The organism is Proteiniclasticum aestuarii (genome assembly GCF_017368455.1).
GTDB lineage: Bacteria > Bacillota > Clostridia > Clostridiales > Clostridiaceae > Proteiniclasticum > Proteiniclasticum aestuarii.
This window is the reverse complement of sequence record NZ_JAFNJU010000009.1, coordinates 132,909-151,291: the sequence shown is the minus strand read 5'-3', so window position 1 is coordinate 151,291 and position 18,383 is coordinate 132,909. Positions and strand designations below refer to the sequence as shown.

Sequence of the window (18,383 nt, the reverse complement as noted above, 5' to 3'; positions counted from 1 at the left end):
CATAAAAACAGGCAGCCGCATCACGCTAGGTGATGCGGCTGCTTTTCTCCGTAAAAAAGCAGATATGCTGCCATATCTGCTCTTATAATCTCTTATAGAATCATAAAGAAATTATTTCTTATTTTTCTTGAAAAGTTTGTTCTTCCCTTTCAGTTCTTCCGCTTTTACGATGTCTTTTTCATCGACATACTTCAGTTTGTTTGGTTTTGCCTTTGGTCTTATGGTAGTTGTATTCGTAGCGGATGTTCTGTTTTTCGGTGCACCGATTTTGGAAAGTCCAGACAGATCGGAATACCACAGGAAAAAGAACACAAAGATTGCTGTGGGTATATAATGGATGACCAGATTATCGGTGTAAGCTGGAATGATCAGACCTATAAACAGAAATACCAGCGATACAACCAATACGGTCCATTTGCTGACTTTAAGCTTACTCAGATAGTTGATGTTCACTATGGAGTAAACAAAGAAGATGGCAATGGACATGGCAAAAATGACTAACAGATTCGTCCAATTCAAGTTAAAACCTCCCTTAATTCCTTTTTATTCTATGCCATTCCAGCTGAATAATCAAGCCGATAATAGGGATCCGGCGAAAAACACTCCTTTACAAATTGTTAATTATTGTGTATTATAAAATCCATGGAAAAAGAATATTTTTTTTACGATATTACTATTTTATGTCATTTTATTTGATATAATAAGTTATATCGAATTATGGGGGTGCATTATGACAAGCAATACTGGAATCAATCTGGATGATCTGGATCTGCAGATTCTGGAAATTCTCATCAAGGACGCTAGAACACCATATCTTGAAATCGCAAGAGTGTGTCATGTTTCAGGTGGTACGATTCATGTGAGAATGAAGAAAATGGAAGATCTTGGCATTATCAAAGGAACGAAGATTCTTCTCGATATGCCTAAACTGGGCTATGACGTCTGCTGCTTCGTGGGAATCTATCTGGACAAGAGTTCCTCTTTCCAGGCAGCCATCGACGAATTGGCTAATATCAATGAAATTGTAGAACTGCATTATACGACTGGAGACTATTCAATATTTACAAAACTTGTATGTAAGAATATCGCTCACCTGCAGGATCTGCTTCTCAATAGTATCAATATCATCAGTGGTGTACAGAGAACCGATACCTTTATCTCCTTATCACAGCCACTGGACAGAAACATCAAGCTTTAGTGAAGATCAGTCATCAAATAGCAAAACAGCTGCTTACATCGCAGCTGTTTTTTTATATCTTTTCATTTTGCGTTGAAAGCATCCAGTTCCTTCTGGATTCTGTCTTTGAGTACCTGATCGATATTCTTCACCTCATCCTCTGTGAGCTGATCCATATAGATAGGTGGCAGAAACTTCAGGTGGACATCCACCCCGGGGGTGACTCTGTAGGTGTCTTCAAACACCTTGTATGCATCATTGACGACCATTGGAATAATGGGTGCCTTTGATTTCTGGGGAATCTTGAAACTGCCTTTGTGGAATTCCCCCATTTCTCTGGACTTGCTTCTGGTGCCTTCAGGATAGATCAGCACATCAAACCTTTCCTCTTTGATGAGCCTGATGGCCTCCAGAATCGTTTTCAGACCTTCACGGGGGTTTTCCCGGTCGAGGAAGAGAACATTCATCTCACGGCCTAATTTGCCGATTATGGGTATTTTCAGAATCTCCTTCTTACCGATGAGGATCAGTCTTCTGCTTAAGGTTGTGACCGTCACATAGATATCGATGTAGGACTGATGGTTCCCCATGAAGACCACCGGTTCATCCGGTATATTTTCCAGACCTTCCACCACGAGGTTCATCCTGGATATTCTGACCAGATCGGAAGTATGGACCTTAGCCCTTCTAAGAATTTCCTGATAGTAGGCATCCCGGCTCATTTTCTTTTTTGAGAATCGGGTTCCAAGCATGCTGAACCATAGTCGAATCAGTGACAGACCAAATCGGATTTTGCTTATTATATCAAATACCATATATTTTCTCCTTGCAGTGTATCGATCTTCTTTTTCTGAGCAGATTGTTCATTTTCTTATATTCCATTATAATGCATTATTCTTTACCGGCCTATGGTTTTCATGAAGTATTTTTATGAATGCAGGGAAAGAATAGCGGAACTGGAATGCATGGCTGGTATGTCTAATTATCTGGAATGATGGTAAAATGATGATAAAGAGAAATTCGGAGGTATCCATGAGAAAAAGAACTTATTTGCCCATGATTCTTTTCATTATTCTTCTGATCAGCCTGATCGGAATCTATTTTGTTCTCGATTATGGCATAGTGGGTGTAGAGAAATCCAGTACAGTCACCAGAATCCAGTCCGTTAAAGTACCTGTGAAGGTTCATTATATCGATATCGGCCAGGGAGACTCCATTTTCATGGAAGTCAGCGGGAAGAACATACTCATTGATGCCGGAGAGCAGGAACATGCGGATACCATCATAGAATATCTGAAGACCTATGATGTGAAGAAACTGGACCTTGTTTTTCTGACTCACCCTCATGAAGATCACATCGGTGGCATGGGTGATGTGCTGTCTGCTTTCGAGATCGGGGAATTCTATGCGCCGGATAAGGAGCTTGTGACGAAATCCTTCATCCGAATGACCACTGCGCTCGAAGATCAGCAGACCCCTAGAAAAATACTCAAAGGCGGCATGGAGTTCAAGTTTGGAGAAAGCATCACTCTGGAGATTCTATCCCCGAACAGAGACACCTATCTGAATCCCAACAACTACTCTCCCATCATGAGACTGGTGGTGGGTTCCAACGCTTTTCTCTTCTCCGGGGATGCGGAGGAGCTGATCGAGACCGAGGTGCTTCGAACGGGTAAGGAGCTGAAATCTGATGTGCTGAAAGCGCCCCATCACGGATCCAGGACTTCAAGTTCGGAAGCTTTTCTCGCGAAAGTGGAACCTACATATATCGTGGTAACTTCAGGTCTTGGGAATGATCACAACCTCCCCTCCCCTGAAATTCTGGAGCGCTATGAGGCCATCGGAGCCAAGACGCTTCTGACAGAAGAAATGGGCAGCGTCGTCTTTGCAGCAAATGGGAAAGAAGTTATCCCCCTAACCAATTGACAGAAATCACCTGAATAGTATAATTAAGAATGACAATGAAGTTTTGGCTCGTGGCCGAAACTTCTTTAATCTGTAAGGAGGCTGTTATGAGTAAAATAAGAACAAGATTTGCCCCAAGTCCGACAGGATACATGCACGTGGGTAACTTAAGAACCGCTTTGTATGCGTACCTGATTGCCAAACATGAAGGCGGAGACTTTATATTAAGAATTGAGGATACAGACCAGGAGAGATATGTGGAAGGTGCTGTAGATGTGATCTTCAATACACTCAGAGATACAGGGTTGATTCATGATGAAGGTCCTGATGTGGGCGGAGAATTCGGTCCCTATGTCCAGAGCGAGCGAAGAGAGATCTACAGAGAGTATGCTGAAAAGCTTGTGGAAAAAAAGGAAGCCTACTACTGCTTCTGCACAAAAGAGCGTCTGGATATGCTGAGAGAAAATGCGGAAGCGAAGAAGAAGCCATTCAAGTATGACAAGCACTGCTGTTCCCTGAGCCATGAAGAAGTGGAAAACAATCTCAATAAGGGCCTTCCCTATGTGATCAGACAGAATAATCCCACCGAAGGCGTAACCAAGTTTGAAGATGTCATCTATGGAACCATTTCAGTGGATAATGAGGAACTGGAGGATATGGTCCTGCTCAAGAGCGACGGACTTCCAACCTATAATTTCGCCAATGTTGTGGATGACCATCTCATGGAAATCACCCATGTGGTGCGTGGAAGCGAGTATCTTTCCTCATCACCGAAGTACAACAGACTTTATGAGGCCTTCGGTTGGAATGTTCCAGTCTACGTCCATTGTCCTCCCATCATGAAGGATGCGCAGCATAAGCTGTCCAAGAGAACCGGTGATGCCTCCTTTGAAGATCTGCTGGCCAAAGGATACCTGAAGGAAGCTGTTCTGAACTACATATCTCTATTGGGATGGAATCCTGGTACAACCCAGGAGATTTTTTCGCTGGAAGAACTGGTTGAGGTATTCGAATACAAGAACATCAATAAGAGTCCGGCCATTTTCGATTCAGAGAAACTCAGATGGATGAATGGAGAATACCTGAAAAAGCTGCCCCTTGAGAAGTTCCATGAACTGGCTCTTCCTTATATTCTGGAAGATATCAAGGATAAGCCGCTGGACACCATGAAGATTGCAGACATTCTTCACACTCGTGTGGAAGTGCTCAGTGAAATCACTGGACAGGTTGACTTTTTCTACGCCCTGCCGGAGTACTCCACTGATATGTATACCCATAAGAAGATGAAGACCAACAGTGAAGTGGCCCTCTCCTCTCTGGAGACCATCCTTCCGGTACTGGAATCTGTGTCTGAGCAAGACTGGAACATCGACAAGCTTCATGAAATCGTCCTTGAAAAAGTGAAGGAACTGGGCATGAAGAACGGACAGATGCTATGGCCCATCAGAACCGCACTGACAGGAAAACAGTTCACACCCGGTGGCGCATTCGAGGCAGCGGATGTTCTTGGAAAAGAAGAATCCCTGGACCGTATCAGAACAGGTATTGAACTGCTCAAAGAAACCATAAATGCATAGAATGAACGGGAATCTGTTGAAAAGATTCCCGTTTGCCTATTTCACGATAAAATAGTCTCTGATTTTCTCCAGGGTTTTGTCTCCGATGCGATTCACCTGCACCAGCTCATCCACAGAGGAGAATTTACCGTTCTCCTCTCTGTAGGCAAGAATGTTGTCGGCCGTCGATGGCCCGATGCCGGTGACACTCATGAGCTCTTCGCGTGTAGCTTTATTGAGATCGATCTTCCCATTCCCCTGGGTTTCCTCACCTACAATGATTTCCTGCTCTTCGTCATGAACCGATGGAATATAGAAGGATTGTCCATCCTCGATCTTCATGGCGAGATTCACATTTCTGAGGTTTGCGGAAGATGTGATGCCACCGGATTCCAGCACCAGATCGTTGAGTCTGGAATCGCCGGGCACGGTATAGACTCCCGGATCCAGGACTTCACCCTTGATTTCGACGATGATGCTTAATAAAGGCACCTCATCTTCCGTAACGACTACAATCTCCTCTTCGGTTTCCGGATCCAGGAAAAGGGCTTCCTTGTCCCGTGAGCATCCGCTGAAACTGAGGATCAAAGTAGCCATACAGATGCATAAGCCTGTTCTGTGGAGAGCTGAAAGAAAGTCAATTCTGTTCCTGCTGAAGAGCTTCATCGATTTCACCTACATCTACTATTATTCTTTTACTTCCATTATGTATTATTTTATGTTTTTTATAGTGCTCTATTGTGATATTTGATATAATTATTGAAGCGAGGTGTGAAAATTGAGACATAATAAGATAAAACTACCCGGAATGATTATATTAATACTGCTTATGAGTACAATTACAGTCCAATCCGTCTTCGGATCGACAATAGAAACCAGAACACCGCCACCGGAAACGTTCTCTGAATCCATTGTCGTCATGGATGCTAAAACCGGTGTGGTTCTGTATGACAAGCAAAGCGAGAAGCAGAATCTGATCGCTTCCACGACGAAGGTGATGACCGCCTTGCTCGCTGTTGAAATGCTGGATCTGGAGAAAATGGTCACGGTAGGACCCAATCCACCCTATGCCAAGGGAGCATCCATGGGCTTCAAGGAAGGCGAAGAAATCATGGTGATCGATCTTCTCTATGCCCTTATGCTTCATTCGGCCAACGATGCCGCTGAGATTCTGGCGGAGGAGATTTCCGGCAGCATAGAGGCTTTTGCGAAGCTCATGACGGAAAGAGCCCACAGCATCGGTGCGGTGAATACGGAATTTTACAATCCTTCGGGTCTCTTCTACGATGACAGCGAAAACAACAGAAGTACCGCCCGGGACCTGGCTCTCATCACTGCAGAAGCAGGAAAGAATGAGAAGCTGCTGGAAATCGCGCAGAAACATAGTCATATGCTCCCGCTGACCAATCTTCTCACAGATATGAATCGATGGGCAACCAACAAGAACGATATGATGAGAAAAAACAGTCAGTACTACTATGAACCGGTCATCATGGGGAAAACCGGATGGACACCGGAAGCGGGTTTTTCCTACACCTCACTGGCCGAAAAAGATGGACGTACCCTGGTGGTCTCCATCGTGAAAGGTGTGAACCAGAGCACCTACTGGACAGAAAGCAAAGAGTTATTTGAATGGGCTTTTGAAAACACTGCTGTGCATGTTCTCTACAAGAAAGGGCAGGAAATGAAAAAGATTGTTCTGCCTGACGGGGAAGAACGCACCCTGGTGGCCAGAGAAGACTTTCACTATGTCTCGACAGACCAGAGTGAACCGAAACCTCTGCTGGAGTTCGATGAAATCGTGATTACCGAGGACCATCAGAAAGGAGATGTCATTGATACGGTCAATGTCATCATCAATAACAATGAAGTAGGTAAAATCGATCTTGTCTGTGAAAGCGATATCCTGTTCACCGAAGCGGAACTGGAGGAATCTCAGATACTGGATGAGATCAAAGAAAACAGCCTGCTGAATAAGATCGTCCCTCTCCTGCTCGGCACTGTATCTGTTCTTGCGATACTGACGATTGGCATGAGAATGCTGAATACCGCGAAGAAGAGGAAACGAAGAAAAATGTCCCATAAGAGAATGGAATATCTGAAAAGAATAGAGAATCAGAAAAGATAGAAGAAAAGGAAGCCCGCTGCACCAGGATATATGGTGCAGCGGGCTTCCTTGCTTTGTTATCGGAGTCTGATGCAGGTGAAAGAGCTGCTTTTCAGATGATAGAAATCATCCAGCAGTGCGGCTTCGGCATCCGGTAGGGACTCTAGCCCGATGACATCACTGATCACCAGTCTCGCCTCTTCCGGATCTCTGTTGATGAGGACGAGGAAAGCGCTTTCAGCTGTGGTTCTCATATAGCCGAACAGATTTTCCTGATAAAATGGAATGAAATCCCCTTTTGAAAAGACTTCATCGGAGGTGCGGAGTTTCAGCATATTTCTGTAAATGGTCGAAATCTCTTCATTTTCATTTCCCCAGGGGTAAGGTCCCCGATTGTAGGGGTCCGCCTCCCCTTTCATGCCGGCTTCATCGCCATAGTAGATACACGGGACACCTGGAAATGTCAGAAGCATCCCTACGGCAATCGTCAGTTTTGAAACATCATCGATTTCCGTATAGATTCTTTTCGTGTCATGGGTGCCCAGGTTGTTCAACACGCTGTAAAAGGCTTCTCTTGGATAGTTTTCCTTCAGAGACATAAACCTGGTGTAAAGGTCTCGAGCCCTCATGTGGCCGTTTATATACGCTATGGCGCCATCTTTGAACGGATAATTCATCGTGGCATGGATTTCGTCTCCCAGAAGATATCTTCTTCTTTTTCCATAGGCGATTTTATTGGATGCATCTTCCCATACTTCCCCGATGAGGATGTTGTCTTCAGAAATGCTGTCCATGGTGGTGCGGATATCTTTGATGAAATCATCGGGCATCTCATCTGCCACATCCAGTCTCCATCCGCCGATCCCCATCTTCGTCCATTTTTCGATGACGCCGTCTTTTCCAACGATGAAGTCACGATAGGAAGGATTGTGCTCATTCACATTAGGCAGATCCTTCACACCCCACCAGCTTTCATACTCACTGGGATAATGGGAGAAATTGAACCAAGGATAATACGGAGAATCCATGCTTTCTGCGGCACCCAGGTCCGGGTAGTTGCCGAAAGCGTTGAAATACTTGGAATCTGCACCCACATGATTGAAGACTCCGTCCAGAACAATTCTAATCCCTCTTTTTTCCGCCTCCTCAATGAGCAGCTGGAAGGTTTTTTCATCACCGAACATCTCATCGATGCAAAGATAGTCTCCGGTATCGTACTTATGATTGCTTCTGGCTTTGAAAATGGGATTAAGATAAATACCGCCAATGCCCAGCTCCTTCAGATAGTCCAGTTTCTTCACCACACCCAGAAGATTTCCGCCGAAAAAGTCCCATCTTATGATGTTTCCCTGGCAGTCCTTGATATACATGGGGGTATCTTCCCAGGTGGCGTAAAGAAAGGAATTCTTCTTCGGGCTGCTGATCCGCTGATCTTCATTGCCGTTATAGAAGCGGTCCACGAAAATCTGATAGAAAATCGTTTCCTTGTACCAGGACGGTGCAGGTTTTGTATAATTGTGAAAGGTGATCTGGTATGGGGTGATGTCCCAGCGGTTTTCCTTGATGATCTGTTCCCCGCCGATTCCGTGGCCAGGTGAACCTGCATAGACCGTACGGTGCACATCATGGTCCTGATAGCTTATGATGAAGAAATAGAAGCATAGGCCCACTTCATCCGCTGTATAGGAAGCTTTATGATAAGCCTTCTCATCTGGACTCATACGGATGTATCTTTCTCCATGCCCTTCCTTTGCCACAACCAGTGTCACTTCAGCATTCTTCGCCTGTTCCACCAGTATGCGAAACGTGATTTCCTCATTGACCTTTGTAGCACCAAAAGGTCTTTTGTAGGTTTCATTGAATGAGTTGTATTCAATTGTGATGTCGCGATAATTCATAAAATTCGAGTGTCCCTGCTGACCAGAGTACTCCACCATCCTTTATGCCTGATTTGAGATAAGTCCTGGAATGTACCAGGACTTATCGGTTGCTTTTCTATTTGGTTCTGTTTCCTTCTATCTTTCAATGATTCTAGTATCCCAGACTCCTGAAGCATACTGCATGACGGTTACATCAGAGGAGAAGACACCTGAAGAAGAGATGTTCTCGATGGACATTTTATTCCAGGTGAACCGATCCCTATAGAGGTCTTCCATCTTTTTCTGCGCTGCCACATAGGAATCGAAATCCTTCAGCACAAAGAACTCGTCATTGTAATCAATGAGGTTTTTGAAGATATCCTGTCCTTCCACCTGGATTCCCTTGATGAATCCGTTGGTGAGGCTGTCGAGGACTCTTTTTACGCGCGCATCCGATTCATAGATTTCTCTTGAATTGTAGCCGCCGTTTCTGTAATAGTTCAGGACTTCCTTCTCCGTCATACCGAAGATGACGATATTCGGATGTCCCACCTCTTCCAGTATTTCAACGTTTGCACCATCCAGTGTAGCCAAAGTCACAGCGCCGTTCATCATGAACTTCATGTTGCTTGTGCCCGAAGCCTCTTTTGTGGTGGTTGAAATCTGTTCTGAAACTTCAGAAGCCGGAATGATCTGCTCCGCCAGGGTGACGCTGTAGTTCTCAAGGAATACGATCTTGATTCTGTCCTCCACTCTTGGATCGTTGTTGATCTGTTCCGCAAGAGCATTGATGAATTTGATGATCTCCTTCGCAAAGTAATAGCCAGGTGCAGCCTTAGCCGCAAAGATATAGGTCTTCGGGAGCATTTCAAAATTCGGGTTTTCGAGAATTTCATGATACTGATGCAGGATATGAAGCGCATTCAGCAGCTGCCTCTTGTATGCATGAAGCCTCTTGACATGAACGTCGAAGATGGAATTGGGATCCACGATGATACCATTCTTCTCCTTGATGTATGCTGCCAGTTTTTCCTTGTTGTTTCTTTTGATCTGTTCCACCTTTTTCTGGATCTCAGGGTCTCTCTTGTATTTCTTGAAGAGTTTCAGGTCCTGAGGATTCCTCCTCCAGGAATTGCCGATGGTTTCATCCAGTAGATCCGAGAGTTCAGGATTCGCCAGCATCAGCCATCTTCTATGGGTGATGCCGTTGGTCTTGTTGTTGAACTTATAGGGGTAAAGCATGTAGAAGTCCCTGAGCTCCTGGCTTTTCAGAAGCTCTGTATGAAGCTTCGCAACACCATTGACACTGTGCGTTCCATGGATGCAAAGGTGCGCCATTCTTACATATCCACCGGAGATGATGGCCATTTTCTCGATCTGGTTCTGATCTTCTCCGAATTTGCTGCTGAGAATCTCTCTGAACCGGCGGTCAATTTCGCCGATGATCAGATAGATTCTGGGAAGCAGTTCTTTGAACAGATCGATCTGCCATTTCTCAAGGGCTTCACTCATGATGGTGTGATTTGTATAGCTCATGGTGTTCTGCGTGATGTGCCACGCTTCAGCCCACTCCATGCCCTCTTCATCCATAAGGATTCTCATGAGTTCGGGGATGGCGACGGCGGGATGGGTATCATTGATATGGACGGCCACATAGTTATGAAGTTCACTGAGCGGGTGTCCGGCATCCTTATGCTGAGCCACAATACTCTGAAGACCTGCAGACACAAAGAAATATTCCTGTTTCAGTCTCAGAACTCTTCCTTCATGGTGAGAATCATCAGGGTAGAGAACCTCTGAGATGCTTTCGATTTCTCTCTTGTTCAGGAGCACTTTATTGAAATTCAGCTCTCCCTGAATATCGTCAGTGTAGTTCGGCACTTCCGCATTCCATAATCTCAGAGTATTCACTGTCTTGTTCTCATATCCTACAAGAGCGGTGTCATAGGGCACGGCAAGGACTTCCTGATAGTCGGTGTGAATCGGCTCGAGGCTTCCATCTTCTCTGGGTTTCATCCAGGCATCACCGTAAAATTTCACTTTCACAGCCTTATCGCTCTTTCTGATTTCCCAGACATTGTCATCTCTCAGCCAGTTTTCCGGAAGCTCCACCTGGTAGCCATCCACAATCTTCTGCTGGAACAGCCCATATTTGTAGCGAATTCCGTTTCCGTTTCCTGGAATTCCTGAGGACGCCATGGAATCCATGAAGCAGGCTGCCAGTCTGCCCAGACCACCGTTTCCAAGACCCGGGTCCACCTCCACATCTTCAATCTCTTTCAGGCTGAGACCCATATCTTTTAAAGCATCACTCACTGTGTTTCGGATGCCCAGATTGAGGAGGTTGCTTGCAAGAAGTCTTCCAAGCAGAAATTCGATGGAAAAGTAATAGACCTGCTTCTCCCCGTATTTCGTGTATCTGTTTGTGGTTTTAGCCCATCCTTCTGAAATGTATTCCTTCATCAGATAGCCTAATGTGAAATACTGCATGTGGACAGTGGAATCTTCCACCTCCTGTGCATAGAGTTTGAGCATTTTCTTCTCAAAGTCCTTTTTGAACTGTTCTTTTGTTATTATCATCTAGTGTTTCTCCTTTTGGTTAAAGAATATCTCGGTACAATTCCTGATATACTTTCGCTGAAGACTTCCAGCTGTAGTCTGTTCTCATACCCTGAAGCATGATGTTTCTGAAGCCGGACTTGTCTCTATATGCTTCCAGCGCACGATATATCGCTTGTAGCATATCATAACTGTCATAATTTGAAAAGGTGAATCCGATTCCCTCTCCTGTGAACTTGTTGTATGGGATGACCGTATCCTTGAGACCACCGGTTTCGCGCACGATCGGCACCGTGCCGTATCTCAAAGCCATGAGCTGAGAAAGTCCGCAGGGTTCAAACTGGGAAGGCATCAGAAACAGATCGGACGCTGCATAGATCTTCTGTGCGAGAACTCCATTATAGGCCAGATTGGCAGAGACTTTATTCGGATACTTATAGCTGAAATAGCGGAACATATCCTCATAACGTCTGTCACCGGTTCCCAGCACCACAAGCTGAAGATCCTTTGAAAGCAGCTCTTCAATGCCTTCTGCAATCAGGTCGAACCCCTTCTGGTCCGTCATTCTTGAAATGATGCCGATCATTGGAACGTCTTCTCTTTCATCCAGACCAAGCTCTTTCTGCAGAGCAAGCTTGTTCTTCACTTTTTCATCGATTTTCTGAAGTCCATAGGTGAATGGAATATTTTTATCGGTTCTTGGATTGAAAAGCTTATAGTCGATTCCGTTCAGGATGCCACGCAGCTTGTAATCCACTTTCTGCATGACGCCATGCAGTCCTTCGCCGAAATACTCTGTTTTGATCTCCTCCGCATAGGTAGGACTGACGGTGGTGACCAGATCCGCGTAGTTGATTCCGCCCTTCAGGAAATTGACATTTCCGAAATACTCAAAGCAGAAGTCCTGGAGCAGCTCATTTCCGATACCAAGAAGATTTCCAAGGACTTCAGGTGGATAGATGCCCTGGAATCGCAGGTTATGAATGGTCAGAACAGTCTTCACCTGCTGGAATTTACTTTCCCATTTGTATTTTGTCCGGATGAGCACAGGAATGACAGCTGTGTGCCAGTCGTTGCAGTGCAGTATGTCCGGTACGAAATCGATACGGGTAAGAATTTCAAGGATCGCCTGAGAGAAGAAGGAGAAACGTTCTCCATCATCAAAATAACCGTAGGGAGTTTCCCTGTGGAAGTAATACATGTTATCGATGAAATAGTAGTCGATTCCTTCATGCTTCAGATACTTCACCCCGCAGTACTGTTCTCTCCAGCCAACCTTAACGGTGGTATCGAAAAGGTGCTCCATTTTATCGGAATACTCTTTGCTGATGGTACCGTAGTTGGGCATGATCACGCGGCAGTCTTCACCGGAGTTGACCAGTTCCTTGGGCAGTGCGTAGGCAACATCCGCCAGACCGCCGGTTTTCAGAAACGGATAGCATTCTGAGGTTGCGAATAAAATTTTCATAGTTTCCTCCTAAAGAACAGAGCCCTTGCTTACAACCAATGGATTTCTTGGGCTTCCCTTCAGTTCCGTTCCGCTGGTCACGACGACCTGTTTGTCTGTTATGACATTTTCAATCGTACAGTTTTCACTGATATTCGTATTCTGCATGATGATGGAATCCTTGATGACCGTTCCCTTGGCCACATTGACTCTTCTGAAAATGATGGAGTTGATGACGGTGCCTTCGATTTTACATCCGTTGGCAATGAGGGAATTAGTCACCTTGCTGTCATCAGAGTAGTAGGTGGGTGTTTCATCTTTTACTTTTGTCTGGATCTTGTTCTCACCGAAGAAAACATCACGGATATTGTCTTCATCGAGCATATCCATGCTGGAGCTGTAATAATTTTCAATGGAGCTTACGTTTTTCACCAGACCATCGTATTCATAACCACGGACTTTATACTTGGTCACTGCATCATGGAGCGCATCATTAAGATATACATTCTCTCCAGTGGTGACAGCATCGGTAATCATATCCACCAGTAGTTCTCTTTTTACGATGAAGATCTCAAGAGAAATCTTCTTCTTTTCAGACAGAGCATCAGGCCTTCTGATGTTCTTTCCGAAAGTGATTACGCTGTGGTATTCATTGGTGTTGACGGTATTGCATCGTTCAAAACCGAAATCATCTTCCGCAATGGTCTTGTATACAACAGTGATATCGGCTTTGCTTTCAAGATGCTTTCTGAACACATCCTGGAGATTGATGTTGCAGACCATGGAAGTCCCCATGATCACGGCATAATCTGCGGAAGCTTCCGTCAGATAATCGATGTTGGAGAAATAGGTTGAGATGTCACCTCTCAGCTGACTATGGATGTCTGGAGTGGAAAATGGCGAGAAGTAGAAAACTCCACCTTTTTTCCTGTCCAGATTCCACTCCTTTCCGTTTCCGATATGGTCCATAAGAGAACGGAATTTATCATTCAGGAAAATACCCACCGTATCCACTCCTGCATTGACCATATTGGACAACGCGAAGTCAATCAGACGATATCTGCCTAAATAGGGTATGGATGCTAAGGGTCTGTTGTTGGTCAGCTGTTTCATATAGTAATCATTTTCACTCAGATTCACAATTCCGAATAATTTATTTCTTGGCATCTATTTCGCCTCCTTAAATATCTCGAATTCGCCTACGACTGCGATTTCTCCATTTTCATCGATCGTTGAATTGTCGGGGATGACGGAATGAGAACCAATCATGGCTTTTCTTATGATGCAGTTCTTACCGATCTTCACATCTTCCATGATGACGGAGTCATAGATTTCGGTGCCTTCACCCACAATGACTTTTGGAGAAAGAATCGATTTGCGTATTTTTCCATGCACGATGCATCCTTCCACAATCAGTGAGTCTCTGACATCGGCGGTTTTTGATAGATACTGGGGAGGCATGGATGGATTCTTGGAGTAGATTTTCCAGGAGCGGTCATTGATCTGCAGCTCAGAGTTCTGATCCAGAAGATCCATATTCGCTTCCCATAAAGAATCCAGTGTGCCTACATCCTTCCAGTAACCCTGGAACGGGTAGGCGTAGACTCTTTCATTGGCGTTCAGGAACTCCGGAATGACATTCTTTCCGAAGTCATCCATATTCTTTCCTGCATTGATGTTTTCGTTCATGTACTTCTTGAGAAGCTTCCAGTTGAAGATGTAGATGCCCATGGAAGCAAGATTTGATTTCGGTTTTTCAGGTTTTTCCTCGAACTCCTTGATTCTCAGCTCTTCATCGGCATTCATGATACCAAATCTTGGTGCTTCCTCCCATGGAACCTCAAGGACCGCGATGGTCAGTGCGGCTTCCTTCTCTTTATGGAAATCCAGCATGGACTCATAGTTCATCTTATAGATGTGGTCTCCTGAAAGCACAAGAATAAAATCGGGATCATAGTCTTCGATATAGGAAAAATTCTGATAGATAGCGTGAGCAGTGCCGCGGAACCATTTTTCTTCTGTGGCGCTGGCATATGGCTGAAGGATGGTGACACCGCCATCGTTTCTATCCATATCCCATGGAGAACCGATGCCGATATGGGTATTGAGGATCAGCGGCTGATATTGCGTCAGCACACCTACAGTGTTCATGTTGGAATTTGCACAGTTGGACAGAACAAAATCGATGATTCTGTACTTGCCTCCAAATGGTACTGCAGGCTTTGCGATATTTTTCGTGAATTTTCCAAGCCTTGTTCCTTGTCCTCCTGCCAGGATCATTGCGATGATTTCTGTTTTCATTACTTCGCCCCCTTGATTCGTTTTGGTTTTATGATCAGTACAGATAATGGAGGTGCTATGACTTCTAATGAGAAGTCTTTTCCATTGACCTGTTCTTCTGTTGTATTAAATGTTTTCTCGGAATATTCCCATGCGCCGCCGAATTCTTTCAGCTCGGTGTTGAGCAGCTCTTCGTACTGCCCTTCGAAAGGTACGCCTACTTTTACATGGTCCCTCTGTACCGGCGTGAAGTTGCAGATGACCACAAGAAAGTCTCTTGGCTGTTTTCCTTTACGGATAAACGTAAACAGACTTTCATTTTTGTTGTCGGCATCCAGAATGTCGATGCCGTCATAGGAATCATCTATTTCATATAAGGCCTTGTGATTTCTGTAGAGGCTGTTCAGCTCTTTCATGAAATACTGATGCTTCTGATGCATTTCATATTTAAGACCGATCCATTCCAGCCCTTCTCTGAATCTCCACTCCATCCACTGGGCAATCTCATTGCCCATGAAATTCACTTTCTTCCCCGGATGACACATCATGTAGGTCATAAGGGTTCGCAGTCCCTGAAACTTCATCTGTTCATCCCCAGGCATTTTATTGAGCAGCGACTTCTTTCCATGAACCACCTCGTCGTGGGACATGGGCAGAATGAAGTTCTCATTGAAGACATACATGAAGGAGAAGGTGATGAGGTTGTGGTGATTCTTTCTGTAGATCGGATCCAGCTCAAAGTATCTCAGGATATCATTCATCCAGCCCATGTTCCACTTATGGGTGAAGGCAAGTCCCCCGCTTTCCACATCATGGGTGATCAGCGGAAATGCTGTACTTTCTTCTGCAATCATCAGCGCTGCGGGATACTCTTTTTTCACGGTGGTATTGAGCTTCTTCAGCAGTGCGACTCCTTCCAGATTGGTGTTTCCCCCGTAGATATTGGGGGTCCACGGTCCATCATCATAATCCAGATAAAGCATGGCGGAAACCGCATCGACTCTTAAGCCGTCCGCATGGAACATGTCCATCCAGAAGAGTGCGTTGGAGATGATGAAGCTGTGTACCTGAGGTTTTCCATAGTCAAAATGGGTCGTCCCCCATCTGTTATTGGAAGCCTTGTTCGGATCCTGATATTCATAGGTCGGTGTTCCATCAAAAAGGTACAGGCCATGAGAATCTCTGCAGAAATGTGCAGGCACCCAGTCAAGAATAACGCCGATGTCCTGTTTATGACATTCATTTATGAACTGCATGAGTTCTTTCGGCTCCCCGTATCTGGAAGTGACGCTGTAGTATCCGGTGATCTGGTATCCCCAGGAATCATCCAGCGGGTGTTCCATGACGGGCAGAAGCTCGATGTGGGTGTAACCCATCTCTTTCACATAAGGAATGAGTTCATCAATATACTGGGAAAAAGTGAAGAACCGCCCATCCCAGTGTCTCTTCCAGGAACCCAGGTGAACTTCATAGATGTTCATGGGATTGGCATCAAGATTTTTACGTTTGTTTTTTGCACGCCAGGTGGCATCCTCCCATTTGAAACCGTTGAGGTCTTTCACCACAGAAGCTGTTTTCGGTCTCAGTTCCGAGTAGAACGCATAGGGGTCAGCTTTCAGGAATTCGAAACCGTCATGTCTTCGAATCCTGTATTTGTAGATCGCATCTTCTCCGATTCCTTCCACAAAACCGGTCCAGATCCCTGTGGTTCCCTGAGGAAACATTTCTCCATATCCCCAGTCATTGAAATCACCAGCGATGAATACGCTTTGCGCGTTGGGTGCCCATACTGTGAACTGCACCCCTTTCCTTCCTTCAAATTCAATAACATGTGCACCCATGAATTCATAACTTCGGATATGTTCTCCGGTGTTGAATAGATAATGGTTGAACTCCGTGTTCAGCACTTTTTTAGGGTCTTCTTTTGTCTTCGCCATAGTTTCCTCCTACTTATCTTTTTCATTGGATTTGAATGTGATGATGAATAGGTGGGATTTCATATACAATTATCAATCATTCGAATTGTACATAATCATCCTGATAATGTTAGAATATTTACTATTTTCTATTTATAATATACCATATTCCAGATGAATCTAATAGTCCCTGAACATAGAACCTAAGCCGTGAAGCATGATATTCAGCTGCCTTCACGGGCTGTTCACTATAGTATTTTCACCTTGGATTTTTGGAGTAATGGAGTTGAATCCTTTAAGTCCCTATGCAAACCGTAGTTTCAGAAAAGCCACAGCACCAGAAATACAAGTAATCCGAGAATGAGAGAAAATGTAGTCATCACGGATATTATTTTCATGATCCGCTGCTTCCTGAAACTGGCATCATCGGTTTTTCCAGAATCATCTCCAGTGATACAGCTGTTTTCCATGATTTTTCTCTCTTTTCGCGCATATTCGTCAAGGATATGATCCAGATTACCGAATCCGTTTCTCTTCTTATCGCTCACAATGCGTTTCTCCTTTCATATATTCTGAATCATCAGATGTTTCTTTGATTATATCATGTGCAAACTGTGCAAACAAAAACAGACGATGAGTTTCCTCATCATCTGTTCATGAATAGATTCCTGTTTACCTTTGTCATATCAAATCCGATGTTTTTTCCCACCTCGTACATGTCTGGAAGAAGATCCGCGAAGGCATCCATGGGTTTTCCGGTGACGGGATGCTGGAAGGAGATGTACACTGCATGAAGCGCCTGGCGATCCATGGCAGTCAAATCCCCTCCATAGAGTTCATCACCGATGATAGGATAACCCAAATGACTAAGATGCACCCTGATCTGGTGCGTACGGCCCGTCAGAAGCTTCAGAAGAAGCAAGGAGTACCCGTTGCATCTTTCAATCACTTCGACCTCTGTGCGGCTTTCCTGTCCTCTCTCGTCGATGACTCTGTTGTATGCGCCATCTCCGTCTCTGTAGATCGGGAGATCAATGAGCCGGGTTTCTTCAGGGAAGGCTCCTTTCACGATGGCAACATAGTATTTGTCGTAATCCTCATTCTGCATGTCCTGGGATATTTTAGAATGAACAAACTGATTCTTTGCAAGGATGGTCAGTCCCGATGTGTTCATATCCAACCTGGAAACCAGCCTTATGATGGTGTCTTCGCCCTTTGAACGATAATGATGGATCACAGCGTTGGCCAGTGTTCCACTCTGATGTCTTCTGGTAGGATGCACGACCATATAGGGTGCTTTGTTCACAATGAGAATCGCATCATCTTCGTGCACGATGGAAATCGGCAGATTCTCCGGCTCAATATCCTGCGTCTCTTTACTGATCAGAGAAATAAGCAGATGGTCTTCTTCTCTGAGGATGTAATCCAGTTTCACAGGTCTGTTGTTCACTCTGATTCTCTTTTCCATGGCTGCGCTTCGGATGAATCTGGTAGACAGGTTCATCTCTTCCTTCAGATAGGTTTTGATTTTCTCGCCTGCATAGGAAAGCGGAATATCCTTTTCGATGACTTTCATG

The 18,383-nt window shown here is 44.8% G+C and carries 15 protein-coding genes; 4 read left to right on the top strand and 11 right to left on the bottom strand.

The features are described 5' to 3' along the window. Positions 1–111: 111 nt before the first annotated feature. Positions 112–519 carry a hypothetical protein gene (locus J3A84_RS12205; protein ID WP_207600313.1) on the bottom strand — a complete coding sequence of 136 codons (408 nt, stop codon included), beginning with the start codon at positions 517–519 and terminating at the stop codon, positions 112–114. 211 nt (positions 520–730) lie between these two features. Here J3A84_RS12205 and J3A84_RS12200 point away from each other — a divergent pair, with 211 nt between their 5' ends. Continuing rightward, positions 731–1,198: an Lrp/AsnC ligand binding domain-containing protein gene (locus J3A84_RS12200; RefSeq protein ID WP_207600312.1), complete on the top strand. Its 468-nt coding sequence runs from the start codon at positions 731–733 to the stop codon at positions 1,196–1,198. 62 nt (positions 1,199–1,260) lie between these two features. Here J3A84_RS12200 and J3A84_RS12195 read toward each other — a convergent pair whose 3' ends face one another. Next, positions 1,261–1,992 (bottom strand): lysophospholipid acyltransferase family protein, encoded by a 732-nt coding sequence (locus J3A84_RS12195; protein ID WP_207600311.1) that lies wholly within the window; start codon positions 1,990–1,992, stop codon positions 1,261–1,263. Positions 1,993–2,209: 217 nt separating this feature from the next. Between J3A84_RS12195 and J3A84_RS12190 the strand changes: the two genes are divergently transcribed. Both J3A84_RS12190 and gltX read left to right on the top strand, forming a co-directional pair. Beyond that, positions 2,210–3,103 carry a ComEC/Rec2 family competence protein gene (locus J3A84_RS12190; protein WP_207600310.1) on the top strand — a complete coding sequence of 298 codons (894 nt, stop codon included), beginning with the start codon at positions 2,210–2,212 and terminating at the stop codon, positions 3,101–3,103. Between the two features lie 86 nt (positions 3,104–3,189). Continuing rightward, positions 3,190–4,659 carry a glutamate--tRNA ligase gene (gene gltX, locus J3A84_RS12185; RefSeq protein ID WP_207600309.1) on the top strand — a complete coding sequence of 490 codons (1,470 nt, stop codon included), beginning with the start codon at positions 3,190–3,192 and terminating at the stop codon, positions 4,657–4,659. Positions 4,660–4,695: 36 nt separating this feature from the next. Here gltX and J3A84_RS12180 read toward each other — a convergent pair whose 3' ends face one another. Then, positions 4,696–5,235, bottom strand: coding sequence for a helix-hairpin-helix domain-containing protein (locus J3A84_RS12180; RefSeq protein WP_207600308.1), 540 nt, complete (start codon positions 5,233–5,235; stop codon positions 4,696–4,698). A gap of 181 nt (positions 5,236–5,416) precedes the next feature. On the opposite strand from J3A84_RS12180, the gene J3A84_RS12175 reads away from it, so the two are divergent. Then, positions 5,417–6,766, top strand: coding sequence for a D-alanyl-D-alanine carboxypeptidase family protein (locus J3A84_RS12175; RefSeq protein ID WP_207600307.1), 1,350 nt, complete (start codon positions 5,417–5,419; stop codon positions 6,764–6,766). A gap of 56 nt (positions 6,767–6,822) precedes the next feature. Here J3A84_RS12175 and J3A84_RS12170 read toward each other — a convergent pair whose 3' ends face one another. From J3A84_RS12170 to J3A84_RS12135, 8 genes are all read right to left on the bottom strand, one after another. Next, positions 6,823–8,643 carry a glycoside hydrolase family 13 protein gene (locus J3A84_RS12170; RefSeq protein ID WP_207600306.1) on the bottom strand — a complete coding sequence of 607 codons (1,821 nt, stop codon included), beginning with the start codon at positions 8,641–8,643 and terminating at the stop codon, positions 6,823–6,825. Positions 8,644–8,760: 117 nt separating this feature from the next. Next, positions 8,761–11,184: a glycogen/starch/alpha-glucan phosphorylase gene (locus J3A84_RS12165; protein ID WP_207600305.1), complete on the bottom strand. Its 2,424-nt coding sequence runs from the start codon at positions 11,182–11,184 to the stop codon at positions 8,761–8,763. Between the two features lie 19 nt (positions 11,185–11,203). After that, positions 11,204–12,631, bottom strand: a complete 1,428-nt coding sequence (glgA, locus tag J3A84_RS12160) for a glycogen synthase GlgA (RefSeq protein WP_207600304.1) — start codon at positions 12,629–12,631, stop codon at positions 11,204–11,206. Positions 12,632–12,640: 9 nt separating this feature from the next. Next, complete coding sequence (glgD, locus tag J3A84_RS12155) at positions 12,641–13,777, bottom strand: glucose-1-phosphate adenylyltransferase subunit GlgD (protein WP_207600303.1); 1,137 nt, start codon at positions 13,775–13,777, stop codon at positions 12,641–12,643. After that, positions 13,778–14,911, bottom strand: coding sequence for a glucose-1-phosphate adenylyltransferase (locus tag J3A84_RS12150; protein WP_207600302.1), 1,134 nt, complete (start codon positions 14,909–14,911; stop codon positions 13,778–13,780). It lies immediately after the preceding gene. Further along, positions 14,911–16,827, bottom strand: a complete 1,917-nt coding sequence (gene glgB, locus J3A84_RS12145; RefSeq protein ID WP_207600301.1) for a 1,4-alpha-glucan branching protein GlgB — start codon at positions 16,825–16,827, stop codon at positions 14,911–14,913. Before glgB ends, J3A84_RS12150 begins: the two co-directional genes overlap by 1 nt. Before the next feature lie 299 nt (positions 16,828–17,126). After that, positions 17,127–17,354 carry a hypothetical protein gene (locus J3A84_RS12140; protein ID WP_207600300.1) on the bottom strand — a complete coding sequence of 76 codons (228 nt, stop codon included), beginning with the start codon at positions 17,352–17,354 and terminating at the stop codon, positions 17,127–17,129. Between the two features lie 98 nt (positions 17,355–17,452). Continuing rightward, positions 17,453–18,382, bottom strand: a complete 930-nt coding sequence (locus tag J3A84_RS12135) for an RluA family pseudouridine synthase (RefSeq protein ID WP_207600344.1) — start codon at positions 18,380–18,382, stop codon at positions 17,453–17,455. Position 18,383 lies beyond the last annotated feature (1 nt).